General features: G+C 57.4%; 22 protein-coding genes. 10 read left to right on the top strand and 12 right to left on the bottom strand.

Annotated features, from left to right (window positions below; translation table 11 throughout):
* Positions 1-32: 32 nt before the first annotated feature.
* Positions 33-1,253: an acyltransferase family protein gene (locus tag NA78x_RS14425; protein ID WP_425619149.1), complete on the top strand. Its 1,221-nt coding sequence runs from the start codon at positions 33-35 to the stop codon at positions 1,251-1,253.
* Between the two features lie 208 nt (positions 1,254-1,461).
* On the opposite strand, the gene NA78x_RS14430 is transcribed toward NA78x_RS14425, so the two are convergent.
* Entirely contained in the window at positions 1,462-1,791 is a 330-nt protein-coding gene (locus NA78x_RS14430; protein ID WP_425619150.1) for a hypothetical protein, read from the bottom strand.
* A 459-nt stretch (positions 1,792-2,250) separates the two neighbouring features.
* A complete protein-coding gene (locus NA78x_RS14435; protein WP_425619151.1) occupies positions 2,251-3,267 on the bottom strand; it encodes a ParB/RepB/Spo0J family partition protein in 1,017 nt (338 codons plus the stop codon).
* Between the two features lie 424 nt (positions 3,268-3,691).
* On the opposite strand from NA78x_RS14435, the gene NA78x_RS14440 reads away from it, so the two are divergent.
* Both NA78x_RS14440 and NA78x_RS14445 read left to right on the top strand, forming a co-directional pair.
* A complete protein-coding gene (locus tag NA78x_RS14440) occupies positions 3,692-4,255 on the top strand; it encodes a hypothetical protein (protein ID WP_425619152.1) in 564 nt (187 codons plus the stop codon).
* Between the two features lie 880 nt (positions 4,256-5,135).
* A complete protein-coding gene (locus NA78x_RS14445) occupies positions 5,136-6,065 on the top strand; it encodes a reverse transcriptase domain-containing protein (RefSeq protein WP_425619153.1) in 930 nt (309 codons plus the stop codon).
* Positions 6,066-6,111: 46 nt separating this feature from the next.
* Here the strand turns inward: NA78x_RS14445 and NA78x_RS14450 are convergent, their stop codons facing one another.
* From NA78x_RS14450 to NA78x_RS14495, 10 genes are all read right to left on the bottom strand, one after another.
* Entirely contained in the window at positions 6,112-6,975 is an 864-nt protein-coding gene (locus NA78x_RS14450; protein WP_425619154.1) for a hypothetical protein, read from the bottom strand.
* Positions 6,976-7,289: 314 nt separating this feature from the next.
* Positions 7,290-9,509, bottom strand: a complete 2,220-nt coding sequence (locus NA78x_RS14455) for a recombinase family protein (RefSeq protein ID WP_425619155.1) — start codon at positions 9,507-9,509, stop codon at positions 7,290-7,292.
* A 358-nt stretch (positions 9,510-9,867) separates the two neighbouring features.
* Entirely contained in the window at positions 9,868-11,013 is a 1,146-nt protein-coding gene (locus NA78x_RS14460; protein ID WP_425619156.1) for a hypothetical protein, read from the bottom strand.
* Between the two features lie 101 nt (positions 11,014-11,114).
* The gene (locus NA78x_RS14465) at positions 11,115-11,318 is read right to left on the bottom strand and encodes a hypothetical protein (protein WP_425619157.1); all 204 of its coding nucleotides are present in this window, start codon (positions 11,316-11,318) and stop codon (positions 11,115-11,117) included.
* A gap of 127 nt (positions 11,319-11,445) precedes the next feature.
* Positions 11,446-11,691, bottom strand: a complete 246-nt coding sequence (locus NA78x_RS14470) for a hypothetical protein (protein WP_425619158.1) — start codon at positions 11,689-11,691, stop codon at positions 11,446-11,448.
* Between the two features lie 12 nt (positions 11,692-11,703).
* Entirely contained in the window at positions 11,704-12,663 is a 960-nt protein-coding gene (locus NA78x_RS14475) for a hypothetical protein (RefSeq protein WP_425619159.1), read from the bottom strand.
* Between the two features lie 126 nt (positions 12,664-12,789).
* Complete coding sequence (locus NA78x_RS14480; RefSeq protein ID WP_425619160.1) at positions 12,790-14,277, bottom strand: AAA family ATPase; 1,488 nt, start codon at positions 14,275-14,277, stop codon at positions 12,790-12,792.
* A gap of 99 nt (positions 14,278-14,376) precedes the next feature.
* Positions 14,377-14,571 carry a DUF2997 domain-containing protein gene (locus NA78x_RS14485; protein ID WP_425619161.1) on the bottom strand — a complete coding sequence of 65 codons (195 nt, stop codon included), beginning with the start codon at positions 14,569-14,571 and terminating at the stop codon, positions 14,377-14,379.
* Between the two features lie 4 nt (positions 14,572-14,575).
* Positions 14,576-14,938: a DUF1257 domain-containing protein gene (locus NA78x_RS14490; protein ID WP_425619162.1), complete on the bottom strand. Its 363-nt coding sequence runs from the start codon at positions 14,936-14,938 to the stop codon at positions 14,576-14,578.
* A 49-nt stretch (positions 14,939-14,987) separates the two neighbouring features.
* Positions 14,988-15,554: a hypothetical protein gene (locus tag NA78x_RS14495; RefSeq protein WP_425619163.1), complete on the bottom strand. Its 567-nt coding sequence runs from the start codon at positions 15,552-15,554 to the stop codon at positions 14,988-14,990.
* A 288-nt stretch (positions 15,555-15,842) separates the two neighbouring features.
* Between NA78x_RS14495 and NA78x_RS14500 the strand changes: the two genes are divergently transcribed.
* The 7 genes from NA78x_RS14500 to NA78x_RS14530 all read left to right on the top strand — a co-directional run bounded on the left by NA78x_RS14500 (position 15,843) and on the right by NA78x_RS14530 (position 23,411).
* Positions 15,843-17,063, top strand: coding sequence for a hypothetical protein (locus tag NA78x_RS14500; RefSeq protein ID WP_425619164.1), 1,221 nt, complete (start codon positions 15,843-15,845; stop codon positions 17,061-17,063).
* A 136-nt stretch (positions 17,064-17,199) separates the two neighbouring features.
* Positions 17,200-17,508 (top strand): DNA-binding protein, encoded by a 309-nt coding sequence (locus NA78x_RS14505; RefSeq protein ID WP_425619165.1) that lies wholly within the window; start codon positions 17,200-17,202, stop codon positions 17,506-17,508.
* Positions 17,509-18,217: 709 nt separating this feature from the next.
* Positions 18,218-20,143, top strand: coding sequence for a dynamin family protein (locus NA78x_RS14510; protein WP_425619166.1), 1,926 nt, complete (start codon positions 18,218-18,220; stop codon positions 20,141-20,143).
* A gap of 4 nt (positions 20,144-20,147) precedes the next feature.
* On the top strand, positions 20,148-21,215 hold the full coding sequence (locus NA78x_RS14515; protein ID WP_425619167.1) for a dynamin family protein: 1,068 nt from the start codon (positions 20,148-20,150) through the stop codon (positions 21,213-21,215).
* Between the two features lie 3 nt (positions 21,216-21,218).
* Entirely contained in the window at positions 21,219-22,379 is a 1,161-nt protein-coding gene (locus tag NA78x_RS14520) for a hypothetical protein (RefSeq protein WP_425619168.1), read from the top strand.
* Positions 22,376-23,209: a hypothetical protein gene (locus tag NA78x_RS14525; RefSeq protein ID WP_425619502.1), complete on the top strand. Its 834-nt coding sequence runs from the start codon at positions 22,376-22,378 to the stop codon at positions 23,207-23,209. Before NA78x_RS14520 ends, NA78x_RS14525 begins: the two co-directional genes overlap by 4 nt.
* Positions 23,148-23,411 (top strand): nucleoside 2-deoxyribosyltransferase, encoded by a 264-nt coding sequence (locus NA78x_RS14530; RefSeq protein WP_425619451.1) that lies wholly within the window; start codon positions 23,148-23,150, stop codon positions 23,409-23,411. The genes NA78x_RS14525 and NA78x_RS14530 overlap by 62 nt, the downstream gene beginning before the upstream one ends.
* The last annotated feature ends 100 nt before the right edge of the window (positions 23,412-23,511 follow it).

Below are 23,511 nucleotides of genomic sequence, written 5' to 3' on the forward strand. Positions count from 1 at the left end.
TTCCTAAGAGGTCTGCAAATGAGATGGAGTTGATGGAAACAGCAGCCGTAGATCCCAATCCAGTCATCCATCCCGTTCCGCCGGTGCCTGACGCTCCGGCAGGCCGAGACCTTGCGCTGGATGGCCTGCGCGGACTCGCGATCCTGCTGATTTCGATCTACCGTTTTAATGGCGGGGCTACGGGTGGCGAGACTGCGGACAACTCCCTGCTTCACTTCGCTGCATTGGGGATGCGGGGCGTCGATCTGCTCTTTGTCCTCTCCGGGTACTTGATCACGCGGATGCTGGTTGACGCCAGGCACGATCCACACTTCTTCCGCAACTTCTACGCTCGGCGAGCGCTACGAATCTTTCCGCTGTACTACGGTGTGCTGATTGCCGTCCTCGTCGTATTGCCACTATTGAATCCCCGGCTTGGAGCGGTCTTCTCGGAGGCGCGTAACAATCAAAGTTGGCTTTGGTTTTACAGCACCAACATTTTGCAGGCGTATACCGGCGACTGGCCCTTTGGGTTCTTCGACCATTTCTGGTCGCTGGCCGTTGCAGTGCATTTCTATCTGCTGTGGCCCGTTGTTATCTACTTCGCTTCGATGCGGAGCGTGGCGGCCATTTGCACGATCCTGATTATTCTCAGTCCGCTTGTCCGGATCAGCTGGCTTCTAGCTGGCGGCAACGACGTTGCGCCAGAGGTGTTCACGTTGGGCCGCGCCGACTTGCTTGCCGCCGGAGGATTGATCGCGATCCTGCTGCAACACGATCGCTGGAAAACGAGGTTGCTGCCACTGGCGCAGGTAGGCATCCTGATCTTCGCCCTGACGCTCGTGGGCATCAAGCTGAGTAATCGTAGGTGGCTCACTCTTCCCGACTCGCTATTTGCCGGGCTGTTTGCGTGCCTCATCATGCTCGTGCTGCACTCGCGACGAGGCTCCCTTTCGGGAGCCATCTGGCAAACGAGGTGGCTGCGATTCTTCGGCAAGTATAGTTACGCAATGTACGTGATTCAGTACCCTCTCATTCCGCTCCTGGCCCCTATGTTGTCCGCAGAGGTCTTATCCACGTACTTTGCGAGCGAATTTTTGGGACGAACCAGTTACATCGCCGTGATGACAGCCCTCACCTCCAGCATTGCCTTCGTAAGTTGGCACTCGTTCGAGAAGCACTTTCTCCGCCTGAAGGCTCGTTTTCCACTTGGCGACAGTCACGCTTCTCTTCCTGAATCTGGCCGCGGAATTACCGTCCAACGCGTTGAATAGGTATCAGGAATGCGAATTGTCGTGAGTAAGAATCTAAGCCCACAACTGCGAGGTATGCAAGGCTTCGATGTACGGGTTGCTACCGATGCCAGTTTGGCTGGCTTTCCCCGTTCCCCGTTGTTGGCGAGCGACTTCAAATGCTCCTGCTCCAGGTGCGCTCGTCGAAGTGATCGAGCGCCGACTAGGAGATTGGGCGTGCTTCGTGGGATTAGAATCCGATCCGCACACCAAAATTGCTGCCGCGGAAGTACATACCGTTTTGCTGATACTGGTTGGAGTAACCACCGTATCCGCTGTTGTACGGGCTATAGCCACCGTGATTGTGGTGCTGACCACCGTGATTGTGGTGCTGACCACCGTGGTTGTGACCGCCATGATTGTGGCCACCGTGGTTGTATCCACCGCCGTTGTGACCACCGTGGTTGTGACCACCGTGGTTATGCCCGCCGTGCCCACCTGCAGCCATTGCTGGGGAGGTGAACAAGCTGCCCAGCGAAAGGGCAGTAACAGCAACCATGGTGCACAGTAGACTTTTCATCGCAAAACGTCCTTGAACAGAGTTTTTAGTTGATTGAGCAATGTTGCTTGGCCAACACATGAGTAATAAAGCAGAGTCCGTGCCAGAATTTTGCGATTTGCTGTAACTCCATTTGCGGCAGCGGATTGCGATTTTGCGCGCCGTCATTGCTCAAGGGAATGGCCACGGAAGTGCCGTCGAGTTGACGACAGTCGGTTGTCGCAATGATGGCTCCCGGATGACTCGTTCTCCGGCGACCAAACGTGTTCGAGCGGTAATTTGACGGGACGGCCCGAAGCAGCACTGGGTTAGACGTTAGCGCCACGGTGCGGAAGGAACGTAGCAGCGAGGACGCTTCGGTCACATCGACCGAAGCAGGATTTGTCCGCTCGTCCGGTGCGTATTTGGGCTGAACGATGTGTGGTGCAAGACACGATGGCTTGTCAGCTTCTGCAATCAAACGTCACAGCAGGCTCGCGTCTACCCACTCCTAGATGAAGCCTCCAGCTTTACAAGTGATCTGAGCATCGTTCTAAACCGCTTCCGCTCATCTTCCGTGAGATCTTGGCCGAACTGCTCGACATGTTCCAAGAACGCTGTTCCAGCCTGCATCAGCTCCGCAAACGGTCCAAGGCTCTTGGGGCGTCGCTTGCTCATCGAATTGCTCGAAAGCAGCTTGCGCAATTCTTTTCTGTCGGCGGCTCCTTCCGCAATGACTTGCAAAAGCTTTTGTCTTCTCGGAGCAGATAACCTCTCGATTAGCAGCGCATCATTGAGCGACAGCAGACCGTTCTCTACCGCGTCCTGCACCTCCCGAGGTTGCTGCGCGACTTTCAGATAGCGATCCAGTTGGCGACCTGACTTCCCAAAGCGTTCGGCAAACTCGTCTCGAAGTTCTCCCTGACCACGTCGCGCCGCTCCGCGGGCCTCTAGATCACGTCGGCGTAAGAAGAGGCGAGCCAAGCTCAGTCGCGAAAGCTGCCGCCGGCTAAAGTTCGCATCAATCACGAATGCTTCTACTTGTTCGTCAGCCGCAGACGCCAGCTCGTGACGAACTCGCACCTGTAACGCTGGCCAACCCAGTTGTCGAGCGGCGCGTAATCGGTGTCGTCCGCTCAGCACAAATCCATTGGGAAGAATGTCGAGAGGCTCTCGTTGCCCGTAAGTGTCTAGGCTGTCGCATAATTCCTGCATCTCGGCTTCGGCAAGATCGGGAAAGTGTTGGTCATGCAGAGGGTGCTCTCTCAGCCGATCAAGCATCCAACGCTCAACTGGAATCGTTTCGGGGCCGCTTGCCGCAAGGTTTCCGGAAGTGCGTTCAAAAGTTGGGGAATCTTGCGAAAATGCCTCCACTTCTGATACGGTGTCTTTCCGCTTCTTCGGCAGCACCAACGGCGGTCGAGATGGACTAGTCGGAGCGACCAACTGACCTGCTTTGGACTTGGCATTGTGACGAGCAGGTCCCGCGGCAGAGCGAGTAGATGAAGGTTTCGGCATCGTGTTCGTCCTTGTTTTCTGGTGCAAGCGATGACTCGGTCGCAACTGCCGTTCTCTACAACTTGGGCGACGCCGGACATCGCGTCCGGCGTCAACACGATCGCGATTCCGGCACCCTAGCTGACGTGAGCTGGAGGTTATGTTAACGTTTACAGAAGTCTGAGGCAATGACGGTTGCGCTCTGGTGGGCGTTTGGGCGATCTGCTTTTGGGGGAAGTACGGAGTCAGTGGTGACACTCCGCGACTTCATTGCCGAATAGCCACTAACAGCACAGGCAACAGGTTGTCTCGTTTCGCAACTGAAGTATGCTGCAGCCTAGACATGAAGATGCCACTCTCTCGAATCGCGCCACCAATGCCGGACTCACCCACAGACGAAGTTGAACGAGAAATCTGTAGGCTTCACGCTTTGGGGAAGCGGACTATGCAGGCAATGTCCGCTGCCCCTGGTAAGAACGCGATGGGCGTCGTCTCGCGCGTCGCTAAGGAAGAGGGGATAACCGAGGCAGTGCTGCGGAAGGCGATCAAGCTGGCGAAATCGTTCAACGTGGCGAATTTGCAGGAATATTGCTCGCTGAGAACCCCCAGTGGCAACCCGCTTTCAGTCAGCCTAGCCTACCGACTGATGTACCTGCCGAATCGCCAGACAATGATGGCTGTGGCAAGGTTAGCGGCGGCAGGCGATTGGTCGGCCCGCGATGTCGAGGCAGAAGTCAAACGCCGCTCGATTAGGCCTAGCATTGAACACAAGGGTGGGAGGCTTCCTCGGTTACCTGAAGATCGTACCGAAGCGCTTCGCCAGCTGGCCGAGCGATGCGAATCTTGGGAGCGCTGGATCCGATGCATGGAGCCCTCTGAACAGGATTCGCCGCAATTCGACTTGGCTCAATTTCCCCCGTCAGTTCGAGCCAAGCTGAAGACGGCCTCCGAAGCAATCGAAAGCCTGAAACAGCAGGTGAGAAAAGTGGAGCAGACAAAGGGTGCATGAGCTGGCAGCTGCTGGCGCCAACGACCACGTGCCGATCGATGTTTCTAGCTGCGTCAGCAAGTGCTGCGAGCTTGGACGTGGAAATGAATGGCACAGAACGACTGCTGTAAACGTTTACACTACTTGCGGTAGCCCGGCTGCTCCGGTAAGACTGAGCGTACGTGGGGACGGGTAACCATCTCCATGTCGACACCATCGCCCGCTGCTAAGTGGCCTAGCCACCTGGACAGCCGACTTGGTGACGTATGCGGAGCTTCCATTAGATCACCCTGCCCTATTCGTGGCACTTCCGATCATCTGGATACCTTGCCTTACACCGAGTCAACGTCGCTCCCGCATTCATCGTCGGATCCCTTTTGGGGTCGGGCGATACACGGGGCGACTGAATATCGGGAATAAGGAAGCTCGGGAACTAGACGATACAGAAGCAGGGACACCGGCAGCTCCGCTTGCCATCCGCGGTGGAATCACCACCGTCTCCGAGGCGGGGCCCAGTCGTCTCGATTGGGTCCCGCCGCCGGTTATGCCGAGGTCAACCGCCATGTACGAGGCAATGCCACTGTTTCGCCGCCCAGTTCCAGTCGACGCGCATGTGGGGACGTGCGCGGCATTCGGCGATCGGCTCACTCGACAGATAAAACGTCGCAGCCGCCTTTCTATCGCAATGCCCTTGAAGATCGGCCCGCTGGCAGAGTTGTGGCACGATGATCGGAACCTAGCGAATGCTCTCGATCACATCCTGCGTTACGGCGGCAAAGCACCAGGACCTGACCGTGTGCAAGCCGAGCTACTAACTCGAAGCGAATGGTTCAGAACCTTTCGGGCCATTCAGCCCCACCTGCGAGAGGGCACTTACGAGCCCGATGCACCACGAACAGTCTTGATCAAAAAGTCTTCTGGTCGCGGGTTCCGCAAGATTCAAATTGCGAATGTGCTCGACCGAATCATCGCTCGTGCGATCTACCAGTGGCTCTGGCCCTGGCTCGAACCGAAGTTCGAATGCTTTTCGTTCGGTTTTCGCAAAGGAGTCAACAGCTGCCATGCCCTGCAACGTGCGGTGTCCGAAACCACGAAACACGGGCGAACTTGGTGGCTCTGCCATGACCTTGCCAACGCGTTCGACGACGTACCCCGTAACAGGCTGTTCGACTTGCTGCGGGCTTGGGCGCCGCCCTCATTGCTGACAATTACGCAACGGCTGATCGACAGTGGTCAGCGAAAAGGAATTGCGCAAGGCTCGCCCCTGTCCCCGCTCCTGCTCAATGTGTACCTCGACCAGCGGCTCGACAAGCCTTGGAATCGCCGCTACCCAGAGTTACCTTTGCTCCGCTACGCCGATGACCTGTGCGTCCTTTGTACAACTGAAGCAGAAGCAATGGCAGCCGATGGTTATCTCCGCGCGCTGCTCACACCTGCCGGGTTTAAGTTACGGACCGATCCCGGCTGTGGAATAATTGACCTTCAAGGCGGGGCTGCCGCAGAATGGCTCGGCTTTCGTATTTCGATGGGGCCGGGAATCAAGATAACGCTGGGCGAGACGGCTTGGTCCAAGCTGGAAGCCGGATTGCAGCGGGCTGCAGTTGAACACACCCCAGACTGTGGCAAAACTGTAGTTACAGGATGGTTCGACGCTCTCGGCCCGTGCTATGAGCACGAGGACCGAAGAGGGGTAATTAGCCAAGCCCATAAACTTGCCCAAACCGTATGCGGTCTGCAGGTCAAGCGCCGAGTATTGCGTGATGCGTGGCGCCGCTCCAAGTGCCGTTGGACCAAGCAGTTTCCGGTTGGAGCTACTGGTGAAGTCAGTTGAGCGAAATCTGGCATCGAAGCTACAAACCACCGTGCGAGAACGCTCACTACCGGGAAGGCATCTTCGAGAGGTCTAGCTTTGGACCGAACAAGCTCTCGATGTGCATCAGCCCACGTTCACCGGTCGAGCGTTCGCCAATCGAAATGCAGCACCTCAGCACATGGTTAAGCACATCGGCGTTGTTCGTCACAGTATCGGTTTGGGCGACGTCTGCTCCGACGATGACAATCAATCGAGCGGTTCTCGTAAACTCCGTCGCGAAGTACTGTCCACAACTGATCACGACAGCTTTGTGCGACGGATAGGAAGGGTCGCTCTCAGGAGTAGATACGTTGACTGGGCCCAATTCCTGCAGGCTCCGGGCCAGACGCGATTGGACTTCCTTGTTCTTCACGATGACGTGGATCGGCTCTTTTGGGAACGCTGCGGCCGCCGACGCCAGAATCTCGGCCGCTTGCCTGACACTTCTTACTTGAAAATGGCTGCGCGGACGAGTGGCAAAGATGATTCGTCTCTGCAGCTCTTCGCCTGGCAAACTGCTTTTCTCATTGGCGAGGCGTTTCCAAGCGTTTTCCAAGCTCGGCCAAGCCTTTTGGTTTACGTGCTCGACAGTTATCTGGCGCGACCGAAGTGCACAGTCGACCCGTTCAACAAGTCCTGCCGGAATTCTCGCCACCCCATCGTCTTGAAACCTATAGAACGTCTCGGGTACTACTCGCAACCGTAGTTGTCCAGTGTCGCCCTGTTTCGCAGCAGCACGTACCGCTAAAGCGTCCTCGCAAAGCGTTTGCGGGATCCCCACTCCATAGAGAATGTGTTCGCTCTGAATTAACACCGCCGTTCGTTTCGGCGCTTTGATGCTCTTCCAATCGACCGCTTGAGCGGTGTGGTAGAACTCTTGAGAAAACACGGTTTGCGATTCACGGCGACGCGAAGCTGCCACGGCTGGGGCCCTGAGAATCTTGATTTAGAGTCGGTAGTTATCGGCGACGTTCAGAGACGCCATTTTCAATTTGGAGCCAGTGATTTGACCTCAATTGGTCGACGGCTCCAATGGCGCTGGGAGGCCGAAGCGAGCTTCTTAGCTCTGCGGACAGTTGCGGGACCGCGAAATCGATCAACCAAGAATTCGACCGACGCCCGCGGCTTCCAATAGGTAAGAGAAAGGCAGCCGGCCGCCCGGAGGCGGCCGGCTGTCTCCAATAGCGGTGTTAAGGGGCAAGATCAGCTGTTCGCGTAGCGAATGGCCTTCTTAATTGTTGGCTCGGATTTAGCAAAGTGGATTGTGGCCGACTTGATCGTTGCACCAGCCAGTCGCATGAAATCAGCAACCTTCGCCGCGTTGAGTCGCGCCCAGTTACGCTGATTCGGTCGCGTCGACAGCTTGCCGGTCAGCTTGCCACCGCCCGCCCTCTCTCCTTCGTGAAGAGCTTGACGAATCGTCGGGATGCTGACGTTGAAATGGCTCGCTAGTTCCGACATCGAAGATTGATGCTCCTGCCGGTAAGCGGCCACTGCTATCGAGTTTCGACGCGCCCAGGAAGTGGGCGCTGGAATCGACAACACGTGCGACACAAACCACTCGGGCCCAAGCTCCGCAAACCGATGAGGGTCCACCGCAAACTCGTTTGCCGCATCAAGGACATCATCGTCGTGCATAGCCGCCCGAGCATCGCGTTTGGTGCGACGCCGCGGTTCAAAGCTCACTGTGCCATCCTCGGCAGTGCGAGGTAGTTCGGTGTGGTCCATTTCAATCGGCAGGAAATCGAAATCCCCAGCCAGCGCGCCGAGCTTACACAGCCTCACTTCGCAGCGACCATCGCGGAAGCAATGGATGCCTTGAATGTGCTGGGCCAGCAGCAGACTCGTTGCGGAGGGATTGGCGCCCAACATCACCTCAGAAAGATTCTGCAACCTCGCCATGATGACTTCGGCATTCAGCACCTCCGCTTCGATTCGTTCGCTGGCGGCGAAGCTATCGATTTCCGTGACGAGCCGTGTCAATTGCGATTCCACTTCGTTCATCTTGGCTATGAGCGCGTCACGCCCGGTCGGAGTGAGTTGGGAATTCGCGAGTGACATTATCCAGCCCTGCAACTGACCTTCTAAAGTAGTCTTCGTGGCCTGCAGACCGGGAAGTCGATTGGGCTGATCAGCCCTCTGCCGTGAGAAGGCCTCTTGAACCAGCCGAATCACTTCCTGCACAGCAACTGACTCGGCATCGCAGTTGTCGAGGTCGAGACCCTCGCGAACGATGCGAAATGTCTCGTCACGAATCCACTGCTCAGGCACGAATCGGTCATTCACGCAGGTTTTACCATGCTTATGACCACTGCAGCCGTAGTAGACATACCTGCGTTGCTTGCCGTCCTTATCGGTATACGGTAGTCCCGAAGAGGCAGTCATTGCGCGCCCGCATTCGGCGCAAATCAGCAGGCCAGACAAAGGATATCGAAGTGCAATCCCTGGTGCACACAGCCCCGCAATCCCAGGCTTACGCGTCTCAGCGTCGACTTTTCGGCGGTTTCTCTGCTTGCGCAGATTGTTGACACGCTGCCAGCGATCATCGTCGATGATCGCCTCACAATACTCCGGTACGCGCAGCCAATCAGCTTCGGGTACATCATGCAACACGCGGACATCATCGACGATATCTCCCGTCTGTTTGTTCCACACGAATTCTCCCGCATAGACGCGCCGCTTTAGGATCTCGGCAACCGTGGCTCCTGAAAGGTGGCCGACAAGGTCTACGACACGCGGGTCAGCGTTCATCACGGCTGCCACGCGAGTCGCACCGAAGCCTTTCTCATCCGCTAGCCGATACATGTCTTCGACGATCCAACGTTTGTCGGGGTCAGGTTCTAGTACGTTGTGCGAGATCGTCTCTAGTCCACCGATGTTTTTCAGCACCGGGCGCAGGCGCATCCCCAGCGGGACTGGGCCACCCGGCCATTGCTTTTGGCGAATGGCATCGGCCTTTCCTCGTCGCACTTGGTGGCCTTTGACTCTTCCTTCTTCGCGCGCACGCTCTTCTTCGAAGGCGTTCATCACTCGACCGGCAACGGTCGTCGGATCGGCGAAGGAATTGTTTGCCGTCACGACAAGCACACCTTGCCGTTCGAGCTTGGCACGGAACTCGCCACCCCGTCGAGAGCGTGAGAATCGATCGTAGGTGTCGACGACCACGATATCGACCTTAACTAGGCCCGATCGTATGTCGCGGAGCATCCGCTGATACTCGGGTCGTTTACGGTCGTACCGGCCTGAGATTGCACGGTCGATGTAAGTCCTCACCTGAATCCAAGGATAGCCAGCACGTCGAAGCCTGTCTTCGATTTCGGCCACTTGTGATTCTGGCGAACGCTCATTTTGTGCCTGCGACGACATGCGTGCGTAGATGACAAATCGATATTGACGCTTTGGATCATAATGCACTTGCAACATAAAACTATTCCCATTGGCAATGGTCAGTGAGACCGGTGACGAGCAATCGCCTCCGCTAAAAGGACCAGCAGCGAACGTCGCCGCGCGGCCCGGATCTCATGAGTGAGCTCCCGGAGGTCGATGGAGTCGCTCTCTACACGCAAGGGAATTCCGGTCGCGATCTGCAGGAGTCGTTCGCGCAAAGGGTCGGTCGGTGAGGAAAGGAGTTCTGGGTGGGGCGTGGATGGCTTGTCCATGGGATGTACCTGATTGAGGATTGGAGGAACCGGCCATGCTTCGCGCGTTCCGCTCAGGAACAATGCGAAATGGCAGATAAGCGAATTAAAGAAACGAGCACCCGGTCAGACGAACCGGCTTCTCAATGACGCGTGCTGCGATCCGCTCGCGATGGCTGCCACCCTTGCGAAACGATTTGAGTGGCTCGCTGATTGTGGCCAACGCAACCATCTGGGCTGAGAATTGCCCACACGTAGGCCCGCCGAGCATCTCGACAATAAAGCGGGGCAACCGACCCGCGCAGCATGATTTCCCGGAACCCGAGTTGGACCGCCCGTTGTAAGAATCGCCGGTCAGTGCAACACCGCACTTCCGCGCCGGTTCGCTGGGAACGCGTCAGCACGAGTTCCATCGCAGGACTCGCTGCGCACTGGGCACGAAGCGCCACCGCACCATTTAGGTCGATCGTCAGGGGGCCGTTCTGATCAGCCCCTCCCGGCATGTGATTTACGGTTCCAAGGAGGAACTTAGCATCCTGCTCCGCGATCGCGAGTGTGGTCTCGGCGAATTCGCGACTCGGGATTTGCCCTTCGACATCCGGAAACCTGGCCTCTGTTTCGATCTTCAGCCACACTGTCCAGCGCGGAGCCCGAATCACAAGCCAGTCGGCCGTCCGCCCCACCAATAGTTTTTCGTTGGTACCCACACGCAGTTTGCGGAAAGCAAGGCAGCGAGCTGCCAAAACATCGTCTGGCCAGGGAAAGGTGAACCCTTCCTGAACTAATGCCTGTCGACCATCGGTGGCGGTAAGTTGCCCACCTGTGCCCCGAAACTGCACACATCCGAGCGCAAACCGGCGTGACTCGGGAGCCGTGGTCGCCGTCGCCTCAACCAGTGCCGCGAGTAGTTCTGGCGAGTTGGCGCTCTGTTCGACCGGCAGCTCGGGCCATTCCCCGCTTTCTAAGGCGGGGGCAGACAAAGTTTGAGGTATGCCCGCCTCCACCCAGCAAAACTCACACTCGTCCGCAGTTGCGGTTAAGCCGAACCAGTCGTGGATATGACTTTCGACTTTCGTGAGAGCTTGGTAGGGAACCGAGATCGGGTCGCCGCTCCCTTCTCCCTCGATGGACAATTCGATGGCAACCTTGGCAGACCTGGCTCGCACCAATAGTCCGCTCGCAGTTGCGGCAAAAGTCACGGCCGTCTGATATTGCTTGGGCGTGAGTTCGAGGGCTGCTCGCAGCAAGGGACGGATTGTTTTGATCGTGGAACGATGACAACGAAACATGAGGACGATTCCTGGAATTGAAGAATGAACAAAGACACTCGGGGGCCAGCCGCCAACAAGCGAGCTGGCCCCCAGTGTGAAATGACGAAAGAAACGAAACGCTAGAAACCCCAACCGCTTGGCACGTGGTCTGTGGCCTGCCGGCGCATCAGGTCAACGGCATCCCAATCGACGAGTTGTGGCAAAGGTTCGGCGTCGAGTTCGATGTCGAGCGGCGAGACGACCGAAAAACCAAGGCGACGAATTTCACGCAGGTCTTCGCCGGTCGCTGCAGAAACGGCAGCGTCGAGTTCACATTGAGTCATGAGCAGGGTTCCCCTAGAAATAAAAAAAGGGAGCGGTCGCGCGCAACGGCTGCGACCACCCCCCACGAAGAAAACAACATGTGCCCTGGCCAACGATGCCAGGGTCAATCAAAACACAAACGACTGTTCACACGCCCGGCACGAGCCAGTGCGTTTCGAGCCAGTCGCGTTCCGCGTCGAGCGCAAGGGACCGTGAGGCAAAGGGCCCAAGAAGCGGTCCCTGAACCGGAGACAGGTCGGCGATCCAGCCACCGTCGGGCAGAGGCTCGACATGCGAGCCGCGGTCGATCGCCAGCTGTCCCAGGGCGGTTAGATCAATCGTTTCGTCGTACAGGCACCGAATCGAGCCATCGGTGTGAATGAGAAATTGCACGTGCCGAGCTCCTTAATGCTGGCGCCGGACAAGATTGCGGCGGGGTCGGTCGACCATCAGGCCATCCAGCATGCTTTGCACGCCGGATAGCTGAGAGGCGATCTCCCGCCGGACAATTCGGTCGTCACGCAGTTTCTGGGGGGCGACGCCATGCACGATTCGCTGCGCCTGTGCTACCAATTCGTCGAGCTGTTGATGGGTGCCAACGTTCAACGACTGAAAACGCTGAAAGAACTCGCGCAGGTTCTCAATGGCCGAGTCACGAAAGACTTTGGGCTTACCGTCCTGTTCGCCCGTCAGCCGCTCACTGAGATGTTCGAGCAGCTTGGAAAACTCTTCAAAGAAGGCTTGCTCTGCCAGCTGCATCGCTTCCGTGAAGCGGGCCTGAACGCGTTCGCATTCCTGGCGGTAGAGCTCAGGGGACAGTTGCTGCAGGTACTGCGGGGGGTCAATTGCCGGCCAATCCCAGCTCACATCGAACATCCCGCGCAGCGTGGCTGGATAGTCACTGGCATTGAACAGTTGCCCGAGGCGCTGCCGCGCCGAGCTCTTCAGTTCTGTGTAGCTGGCCTCCAACTGCTCGACCGCTTCGGCGAGCTCCGCCTTGAAGGTTGTGAGCTGAAGATGAAAGCCACCGACATCATCGCGCCGAATCAGGCGAATGCCTGCTTCGGGATAGGGGAGCGAGATCCGCCGCCAGTATTGGATGATTTGGCCGCGGACCGAAGTTACGGCCTTCATGGCCGGATGGGTGGTATCGATCAGCTTCTTCCGGGCTGACAGAAAATCTCGTTCGGCGTCAAAAGTATCGGCGGCTTGCGACTTCTGTTCGGCGGTCAAGGATTTTCGGGAGCCGAACCAAGTGAAGGCCACGCGCGCGGCCGCCATGGCGTGTCGCAATCGATTAGCGAGAGGAACGGCTTGCTCCGAGTTGCGAGCGGGTGAAGTGGGACCATCGACTAAGAGGGTCATCAGTGTCTCCAATGCGAAGTGAGAATTCGAGGGTAAGAAAAAGCGAGAGCCCCAAACGCACTGGCGTTGAGGCTCTCGCAAACTTGGTTGATTTCCAGAGCGAACCGTTGCCTTTACAGGCAGCGGTTAGTTCTGGTTAGCAGGACGACTCACCTTGCGGCGAACCGGCGCAGCGGCTTGCCCCTGCTGATAGATTCCAGGCCGGTCGGCCGAGAGGCAGCGGCCCGTGGCCCAGGTCCGCAGGTGTTCCACCGACTCGGCGGCGGTGACGGCGATTGGCGCGATGTTCTGAGCGGCGACCGTCAGAGGAACGTCGAGCAAGGCTGCTAGGCGGCAGCATGCACGAATTTCCGCGCCGGTCCACTGCTCATCCTGCGGCCGCGCTTGCTCCGCATCTAACTGGAACAGTTGCAGATACTGCTCCCAGATCCGTCGTCGCTGAGCCGCCTCGGGAAGGTCAATGAACACCACGCCGTCGAACCGCTCGGCCCGCGGAAACTCGGGTGGCAGGCGGCTGATATCGTTGCAGGTGCCGATGAAGAAGACGTCGCTGGTATGGTCGTTGAGCCAGACCAGCAGCTGAGCGAACAGCCGGGCAGAGACACCTGAGTCGCCGTTGCCCGAAACTCCTGCCAGGCTCTTCTCCAGCTCATCTGCATACAGCACGCAGGGGGCCATGACGTCCACCAGCTTCAGCGCGAGCCGCAGGTTCCGTTCGGATTCACCGACGAGACTACCAAGCATCGCGCCGAGGTCGAGCACGAGAGTCGGTCTTCCCGTTTCATGTCCCAGGGCCTTGGCGAACTGACTCTTGCCGCAGCCCGGCGGGGAGAGCAGGAGCACGCCCCGCGGACGCACGAGCGGATTGTGGTCGCCTGGCCGACGCAGCGCCCGGAGACAAAAGGCTTTCAGCGACTCCAGGCCGCCGAGTTGGGCGAACGATTCGCCGCCCCGGTGCAGCGTCAGCAAACCGCTCTTCTTCAGGAGCTGCGTTTTTTGCTCCCAGAGGACTTCTGGGCACAAGCGACCATGGCGAATCAGCGACAGTGAAAAAGCCCCTTCGGCCTCGTAGCGGGTCAGTCCCGCGGCCGCGTCGAGCACCCGCTCGAAATCAACCGGATCTGGAAGCTCGTCTGGCTGCGTGGCAATCCCGCGGGCAATCTCGGCGAGTTGCTCACGGCCGGGGAGCGCATGCTCCACCACCACAAACTGCTTTTCCAGTTCCGTCGGGAGCGCTACCTGGGAGGCCAGGATCACCAGCGAGATCCTGGTCTGCTTCCCAGCCACGATCTGCCGAGTAAGCGCTTGCACGACGTCCACGGCACCGAGAAAGCGATGGAAGTTCACCAGCACTACCAGGGTGGGCTGCTCGGTGGGCGGGAGCGAGCCGGCCACTTTGACGGCGGAGAGTGGATCGGCGGCAACAGGCGAGGTGCCCGAAGGAGCGCCAACCAGATTCAGACCCTGGTCGAGGTCCCAGACGGCCAGCCGCCAGTCCTGGGCGCGGCAGAGCTGGGCAATTTCAGCGAGGGCATCTTCGTGTTCGTGCGACTCGATCCAGATGCCGGTGAAGCATGCGCGCACGAGTTCGTCTAATCGCTCGGTGAGCGACATAGGATAGGTTCCTTGGGTTTGAAGTAAGAGAAATAGTGTGTCCGCTGGGGGTTACTAAGAGCGATGCGTTTGGCGCACCGTCCCCAGCGGTGAGGCAGACTAGCGTTGGCCTTGTTGCAACGGTTGCGCTGCTAGTTGTGGCTGATAGAATTCTGCCGTCAGCTGCTCAGCCCTGCGTTGCCCCAGTGCTTCTTCGAGAAACTGGCTCGCGGCTCGGCACGTTTGCAGCTGAAACCCGCGAGTCTGGATGGTTGATTCCCCTTGCGGAGATACGATCACTTCGATGATCTGCATGACGCTAGGCTCCCACGTGTACGAGGAGCTTGACGGAGCCATCTCGCAGGGGCTGCTCGGTAACGGCGTACCCTTTCCTGCGGGCTTCGAGCTTGGTCTTCTCGACGGCATAGGCCTGAAGTAGTTGATCTAGATCCGCCTGGGCACCCCAGCGGCCGTTGTAGTTGTCGTAACGGACCTCGCCGCTCGTCAGGTCGCAGACAACGGGATAGCGCCAGCCCCGTAGTTCGACAGCAAGGCCGGTCTCGGTCCGGCTGAACAGCTGGACGGTGCGCTCGACCGGGACTGGCAAGGCCAGCCGTTGACACGCACTGGCCACCGCGACCGGATCACGGACCTGCGTTTGGATTTGCACGATATGGGACACGAATGATTCTCCTGAAAGTTGAATGTGGAAAGATCACAAAGATGGGACGTCAATCGGAAGATTTGGGGCCGTCAGCTGACGGACTCTCGGGCAGGTTCTGCAGTGATGAAGGGGCGAGCAACGTAGGCTGCTCAGCAGTCACCTCAGTCAGCAGCACTTCGCAAAGCGCCGCATCGTCGGGATCTGGCTGACGGGCGAGGTACAGCAGGTAACCAATGAGCGCTAGAGGCAACAGCAATGGTGCCAGCTGAAGTAGTGCGCTCATGGTCGTCAGCGAGCGTGTTTCTCGCGCTCGCTCGGCAGCCAGTTCGCGCCGCTCAGTGTCGAGGACCTGGCGTGCCTGCTCAATTTGCCGTGCTTCAAAGCGTAAGGCAGCTTGCTGCTCGCGACTCGCGGCGAATAGTTCCTGACGAGCAGAGGCATCCGCTTTGACAAGGCCATCGGTTGCCCGCGTGACCTCATGGGCATTGGCCGCCACGGTCTCATTCTGCCGGGCTTGTTGTTGCACACTCTGCTCGGCGAACTGAGCCAAGCGTTCATTGGGTTCCGAACTACAGCCGCTCATCACGAGCGGCAGACTCATCCCGAGCGGGATCAGTAGGCAGCGGGGGTTCATCAGGGGGTCTCCGTTGGTGAAAGATTCGGACAAGTAGACGCTGCAAGGCTCGCCGGAGCCGAATTTCTCGGGCGAGTGCAAAAGTGAGCAGCAGGACTAGGAGCGTAAAGGCTCCCAGCACCTCGATTCGAAACATGAAAATCTCCTTTGCAGAACAGAAAAAAGATCAGCAGACAAAACCGGGATTGCATTTTCGAGGCGGAATGATTCACGTTGACGTTCGGGATTGTTGAGTGAGAGCAAGCCTGCGACGAAACAATTGTTGTTCACCTCCTCGGGATTATCTTTATGAATAATTGGTTTGAAGAACTAAGACATCTGCGACCGGCCGACAGCGGGTCGCGCAGAAACTCGCTCCGCCACACCTATGGCACCGTCGCAATAGCTGACGAAGGCATGGAGGGATCGTTCAAACGCCCTATGCGGTCAATGTCGTACACTTGGCTTCCCAACGCGGCATTGCAGGGTGAACTGGCTAATGATTTCTCGATCACGCATCACGCCTTGGTGTTACCAAATCGTGGCCGGACGATTCACTCTTGCGAACCGGAAATCTTTGCAGCAAAAGCGAACGCTGTCGGGCAGATAGTCTTGCAAAGAGAACTAGATGGCCGCTGTAAGCATGGGCTTAATCCACTACCCATCCAATTGGTTCGCTGTCGAGCCGCGTGTACCCATGCCGCCATCTACCGCCGATTTGCATGCCGGAGCGATTTGCACGTTAAACAACGCGGTTCGCAAGTAATCGGGGCTGATTCCGTGCTTCCCTACGATCTCGGTCTGGACTCGAAGGGAGATGGCGAACCATGGTCGATCAACACTTTGATCGAAGAGGGTCGGGCTCGGGCAAAAGCTGTTGGACGCGCAAACTGTCCCACTTCAACGGCGATCAGCTTTGGCTTGATGGCAGCCGCGGAACGTAATCCGCTCGCGATTTCGCCATCAGAGGCCAACTTGGTTGTCCGTCGCGCGCTTTTTGAAGTACTAACACCACCTAAAGATTGGCACGAGTCAATGCTCGACTTAGTCGTCGAACGCTTCATTGCCGCAATTGAACGACGCGCTTCCATGTCTCAGTCGAAGTTCGACGCTTCCATGTGTGGTGGCAACAGCAACCTGACGAAGTCGCTGATGGGTAAGGCGGGAACAAAAGGCGGAGTGCTTTCGAAAGAAATCGTGCTGTTCGCCTGGCAGGAGCTCACCTGGCTTTCCTACTGTTTGTCGGCGGTTGCGATCGACTGGTACTCGGCCGCATTCCTGCATTCTCTCGAGGAACCACTGAAAAAATCGGACCTGGTTCGCTTCAATCAGCTTCATCGCTCGCAGCCCTATTTCGGATATTTGCCGCTCTCGTTGGTCTGGCAGCGGATGGAGCTACTGCAGCCCATTGTCACCAGGATCTGGGCCGAGCCGGCCAACCAATCACTGTGGCATGTGCTCTGGCGCATGCTGCACTATTTCGCGGAGATGGTTGAAAACAGGCGGGTGGCCGATCGAGCGTTCAAGTAGCTCGACTGGGCCGACTTAGCGAATCGCGAAGCAATGCTTCGCGGTTCCCGCGAGCAGAACCGCCGGCCGCGACTGAAGTAGACCGGAATTCCCTTGCTGGTGAACAGACCATTCACCACGCAATCGAGTACAGGTCGTGGAAGCCGACTATTTGCAACCGAGGGAAGCTGCGCGCCGGCTCGGCATTTCTGTAACAACGCTCTACGACTGGCTCGGCCAGTCCGACTACGGGTTGCTAGAAATTCGTGGCGAGAAAGTCACAATCGACTATCTGCAGGGCGGAGCGAAGGGACAGGGGCGGATCCGCATTTTGACAAGCGAAGTTGAACGCCTGATCGAAGTCATGCGAGTGAAGCCTAAGTATCTTCCTGCGCGCCGGCCGCCAGTGCGACGCGATGTGTTTCCAGGAATCACCGTGCGACTTGGCAGGCCGCCGGGTACATAATTGACTCGAATGACCGTCACAATCGAACGACCGATAGATAACTTCCTCCTCAGTTAACTATGACGCATTTTACGAAGAAATTTAGCTCGCACCGATTGCGATGCAGAGGATCGAATGACGTACCGACTCCTAGACTAGCAACTGGGCGGACCGGGCAGCGTGAATGGCGCCAAGCTCATCGACCACACCGCAATAGCGGACAATGGTTGGGCGGGCATGTCATTATGCCCCCGATACGCAAGAAATTTAGGTGTACGTCACTCTTTCGTTGGTCGACCGCGATTTACTTGGTGATCCAGGGTCAGCAATTCTGCGCGGACTGGATTCGTACGGTGTCCGCAGATAAACTTCACCAGGTTTCTTGGCGGCCCGATGCCGCCGAACCTCATTTTCTTGCCAAGGAATGCCATTAACGAACGAAACTGACTTACGGCTCGGTGCGACCTTGCACTGAGTTGACATATCGAACGATGCGCGAGCATCGAGAACTGCTTTTCGCAAATACCGCCAACTGAACCGCAAGGTTCTGTATCAGACGAAGCAGTGCTTGAGCCGCGCCCCGCGAGGGGCGCTGGCCAGGTACTGTTCGTCTGCCCCTTGGCGGGGGTTGCGAGTGCGGGCTTGGTTCAGCGTCCTTTTTCATGCGCTGAACACAACCGCTTTGCAGATTTTTGAGCTACGCATCTCCTTATCCAAGGGAGATTTGCTGATGCAGCTCACTGATCGCGACCGCCGTGCTTCACTCGTTGCCTGGGCTGAAAAACTAGCCAAACTTGCCACCGACTACGGCCAGCCGGCCACCGCGCAGACGGTGAGGCAAGCCAGCGAACAATTCGAAACCGCTCCCTTTCGTCTGGCCGTCTTGGGCAAGGTCAAACGGGGTAAATCCACGCTGATCAACGCCCTGCTCGGTAGGCAGGATGACACCGTTGCGCCGATTGACAAGCTACCCGCATCCAGTGCCATCAGTTCGTTTCGGCGCTCGGACCTTGAGTCGGCGAAGATATTCTTTCGAGACGGCCACACCGAGGTCATCCCTTACGCGGCTATTCGCGACTACGTGACCGAAGAAGGGAATCCGGAGAATCGCAAGGAAGTTGCGCTTGTCGAAGTGTCAGGCAATTTCCCCAACCTCGATCGTCACGTGGAGCTGATCGATACCCCAGGAGCGGGTTCACTACACGAATACCATGATGCCCTCCTGCATCAGTTCATCCCGCAGGCGGATGCGGTTGTGTTTCTCGTGACAGCGCGGATGCCGCTCGATCAAGACGAACTGGCTCTGCTGGAAAAACTCAAACAGGCAGACATTCAGAAGATCTTTTTCGCAATCAACCGGATCGATGAGTCAACACCAGCCGATATCGACGCAGCCGTCGACCATAACCGTTCAGCTCTGGCCAAGCTAAACATTCCAGTCACCAAGATGTACCGGGTCAGCGCCAAACGCGCCTTCAGCGGAGATCTACCGGGCAGCCAACTCGCGCCCTTGATTGCCGACGTCCGCGCATTCTTAGCGGAACACAAGGGCCAAGTTCTGGAAGATCGCTTTCGCAGCCGCGTGCTCCAGGCCGTGCAACCACTGGCTCAGGCGATTGCCGTCGAGATTTCCAGCGCGAGCAAATCATCGGCAGAACTTGTCGCCGATCAACAACGGCTAGTGCAAGAACGGCAGCGGATCGAAGCGAGTCAAAAGCCGGCCGAGGCCGACTTCGAACGTCAGTGGCGCCGCGCGCTGAGTGAGTTCGAGCGCGAACTAGACGACGTCGAGGCCCGCGCCCGAACCACGGTCGCTTGCAAGATTGCCGAGACGAGTCTCTTTGAAGTAAATGCACTCGTCCAAGAACTGCCGACACTGATTCAGCGGCAAGTCGAAACCGAGCTACAGCCGGTAGCAGGCAAATTGGAAACTCGCTTGCAGACCGTTGCTCAAAAACTTCAGCAGGAGTATCCCCGCCTGGAACTAGGTTTCATGGGCATGCACTCCCGGGGAACTGACTTTGCTGATCAGCCTGTGAAAGAAATCGCAGGGGGATTGGCGTCTGTGGCGGTGGGAAGTGGCCTGATGTTTGCCGGACAAGCTGCGGCTAGCAGTATCGCGGCGGCGAATGCGGCCGCCATCGCCGCCGCTACCACCACCGTTAGTGCGCCATCACTTTTAAGTGCCCTGGGGACTTCTTTGCTGCCGGAGGCTGCCGGGATTTTTTCATTCTTGGGAGCCGGTACCGCGACCGTATCGGCGCCGGTCGCTCTGACCACGACTCCCTTGTGGGTCGCAATGTCGGGGCCCGTTGGCTGGACGTTGGTAGGGCTCGGCGTGGCAGCTGTCCCTTTTGCCTGGCGAGTTTCCAAGCTCAAAACGCGGCAGAAGTTAGAGGAAGCAGCGGAAACCCAGGTGGCAACCATCTTCGAGCGGCTGCGGAAAAACCGAATCGCCCAACTGCGCGAGATGGGAACGGACATTGTCGACGAATTTCGAGCACAGAACGCGGGGCAACTGGAGCAATTGGAGACCACCCTCCGCGAAGTTTTGGCCAAACGCCCTGACGAAGCACGAATCCGGCAGTTGCAGGAGACGGCGGCAAAGCTCGAATCCCTGCTGCTAGGTCCCGCAACGAGGGGTGAAGGGCCCTAGATCCATGCCAACCATCGATTCGACCGAACTATCGTCCCTCCTGGACGAACTTTACCTCCTACTAAGTGAGTCGGCTGAGTACCAGCGTGACCCTGTGCTGCAGGATGCACTGCAACAAGTAGCGCTTCTAGTGCTGAAACACTGTCAGCGAGTGGCGCAGGCGAAGCGGCGCTACACGATCGCCGTGGTGGGGCTGTCCAACGTCGGTAAGTCGACGTTGCTGAATGCTTTGCTCGGCGCCGACCTGTCACCACGGCGAAACGGCCCCTGCACCGCACTGCCCATTGAGTTTTGCTACGGCGATCATCCCTTTGTTTGCCTGCGAGAACCGAATTCAATCGAGCGACAAGTGGTCGCCTGGTCAGATCCAGGGCACTTACACCGACTATTGGCGAGTTGGTCAGCGCAAGGCGCGAACATGCGGTCCAAATTAAGTGTTCATCTGCCGCACCCGCTGCTCGCAGAGGGTTTAGTGCTGGCGGATACGCCTGGCTTCGGCGCTGCACAGTTCGATCAGGAGCTTGGAAGTCATGATTCGGCAGTCCAACGCTATCTGCAGGAGCAGGTCTCGCAAGTTTTTTGGGTTGTGCTGGGTGAGCAAGGGATTGGTCAGCGCGAGATAAAGTTCCGCGATCAATATTTTGCAGATCATTGCGATGACCTCATTGTCACTCTCGGTGAAGAATGGTCGGCCAGCGACAAAGCTCGCTTCCGAGACCGCTTCCGTGGCCAGTTTCACCGTAATGCACCACAGTTTCACTTTGTCGCTCCACTGAGCGTTCACTCCACACAAGAAACACGTTCACCCGAACAGCTGGAGGGCAGCGGGATCCATTTACTCCAGCAGCGAATCACCGAACTGTCTGATCCTCATGCACGTCAAACGACGCTAATCAGCCAGACTCTGCACACGGCCGCAAACTGGTCTGAGTGGTACCGAGAGTATGTCGTATCGAAAGGTCGCAAAACCGGCTCTCTCTGGCGCCCGGACAGCCGGTCGCGCTGGCAAGCCGTAGCCCGCCGAACATCGATCGGCCAGCAAATCGATCGTAGTCTCACGGGAGGCAACTGACGCATGACGGGCATTGTGTTTGTCGGCACCGAGGGATGCGGTAAGACGGTTCTGCTAACGGTTCTTAGCAAACTTTATGGACCGACTGCCGAAAACCTGATGCGTTTGCATCCGCAGAATCGGCCCACAGCCGAGTATGTGGAAAGTGCTTGGCAAATTCTCAAGCAATCGGAATGGCCTCCCTCCACGCCACCGGGGCAATGGCACAATCTCGAATGGCAGTACGAATTCGAGTACGGCCACACCGGACCACTCCGCCTAATCGATTCGGCAGGACAGGATCTGCGACTGTTGTTCTCCGAAGAGCAGATAGCGAACGTCGCGCATCTTCCTAGCCGTCTGCGTTTACTGGCAGAGACCATTCGCACGGCAGATGCGGTAGCTTTCTTGGTGAACCTAAGAGACTTTCTTGGTGAACAAGATCCGCTTCAGCGGCTGAAGAACGAATGGCTCCTGCGTGGTGCGATGGACTATCGTGCTGACCAGTGTCCCGAAGGCCCGATGTGCCTGGTCTTCACGCAAGCCGATCTCTACCGGGAAGAACTGAAGCAGAGCTCTGACCTCCAGCAGGTAGCTCGTCGACACCTGCCCCACGTGGCTGGCAAATATCTCCAAGATGGAAGCATTCCCATCTTTCGCGTGTCGGCGGTCGGCGAAACGGTGACGAAGCCGGATGAGCATGGGAGACCAAGACGAGTTCCAGATGGCACGCTTCGCTGCAAAGGCTTCACAGCACTCGTGAAGTGGATGGCAGCATGTACGCAAGCCAGTACCTCCGCTGCACCGCAAGCGAATTCGGTCGAAGGATCTGAGGCAAGTAGCGGAGGATCGCCTGAGTCGGCACGGTTTGATCATCCAAATTCAGAAAATGCGAGTGAATCGAGTGGTGCCGTGCGAGGTCAGCAGAGGCCAGTCAGTCCGGGAGAAACCACAGTAAGCGAATGGAATGTTCAAAACTGGCCCGAGTGGAAAACCTTGTTCCCGAGGAAGGTGACATTCGAGGATGTTAGCAAGTACATCGGGGGATTCTGGACGATCCTGTTCCTGTTGATTTGGATGCTGCGGAGTTGTGCGACATCAGCGCCGCAAGAGCGACAAACACATCGCTCTATCGAACAGCAACTCGAAGGCCACCCGCTTGAGGCAACGAGCAGCTTACGATGAAAATTTATCTAGCCCTCTACGATCCCGCGTTTCAGGCTGCCGACGGTACCTACTGGACGTGGCATCATCCGGTTCTATCGCTTGAACTCCTTGCCCAGACGTATTACGAAGGTCTTGCGGCTGATCTTCCGCCGGACCCAAGTGCTCTGACTGAATCGGTTGTTTGGGGCGGAATGGTCGACGTTAACCGTGAATGGCGGTGTTACTACCGGTTTCTCGACGGTGGTCGCGATACACGTGGAAGGCCCGGTCGATACGTAGTTCTCTGCGGTTTTGTCCCCGGAAGAGAGTTGGCAACAGCGGATCCTGGCGAGTTGTTTCAGGGACAATTAATCGAGGATGTGGCGATGGGCGCACGGACTGAGTGTCCCATCAAGTGCCGCGCCCTGGAGATTCAAGCGAGATCGATGGTTTCTGCTCAGTATCCCGAGGTACACGCGCTAGTCGAGCTGGATATCGCTAGTTCAAGCAGCAATGGTGAAACGAAAACCTGCAACCTCAGTGAACTGACCGCTTTGCCGCAGGAAGCAGGCAAGTCGTTGAGATTGAGAGGTTCCCGGGGCCGAGTGGTAGCAACATTTTCGAACCGAACTGAAGCACTCGATAACGGTAGTGAGGCAGCAGCAAAACATTCGAAGCCTAACCCAACCCCTTGGACGGCGAGCACTTCCCATGGAGGCTGGAGCAAGCAGTCGAGTCGATCATGGCTTAGTTGGAACAGCAACGCAAAGCTTCGCTATCGAATGTCCATTCAACGAAGCAGCCGAGATGGTGTTTCAAGTAGATACGGAAGCGCTATCCAGTTGCGATGTGTTGTTGGCAATTCTTGATGGGCGTACAATCGACGAGGGAGTGGCGTTTGAAATTGGGGTGGCGTATGCGAAGGGGAAGACGTGCATCGCATTTCAGTGTGATTGCCGACGGCTGCTCCCTTCTGGGAATAACCCGATGATCGACCGAGCCATTGAAGCTAAATTTGACAACGTTGTCAGTATCCATTCTTGGCTGCTAAGTCGCCGGAGTGAATGGTGATTATCCGGTGTCACTGAGGCTAAGGGCCAAACGCGAAATAACTTCCTTTGGTACTGTCGCATGATAATCTGAAGGGGGCATGGGGTCAGTCACAGGAGGC

Source organism: Anatilimnocola aquadivae (assembly GCF_049819085.1).
Classification (GTDB): domain Bacteria; phylum Planctomycetota; class Planctomycetia; order Pirellulales; family Pirellulaceae; genus Anatilimnocola.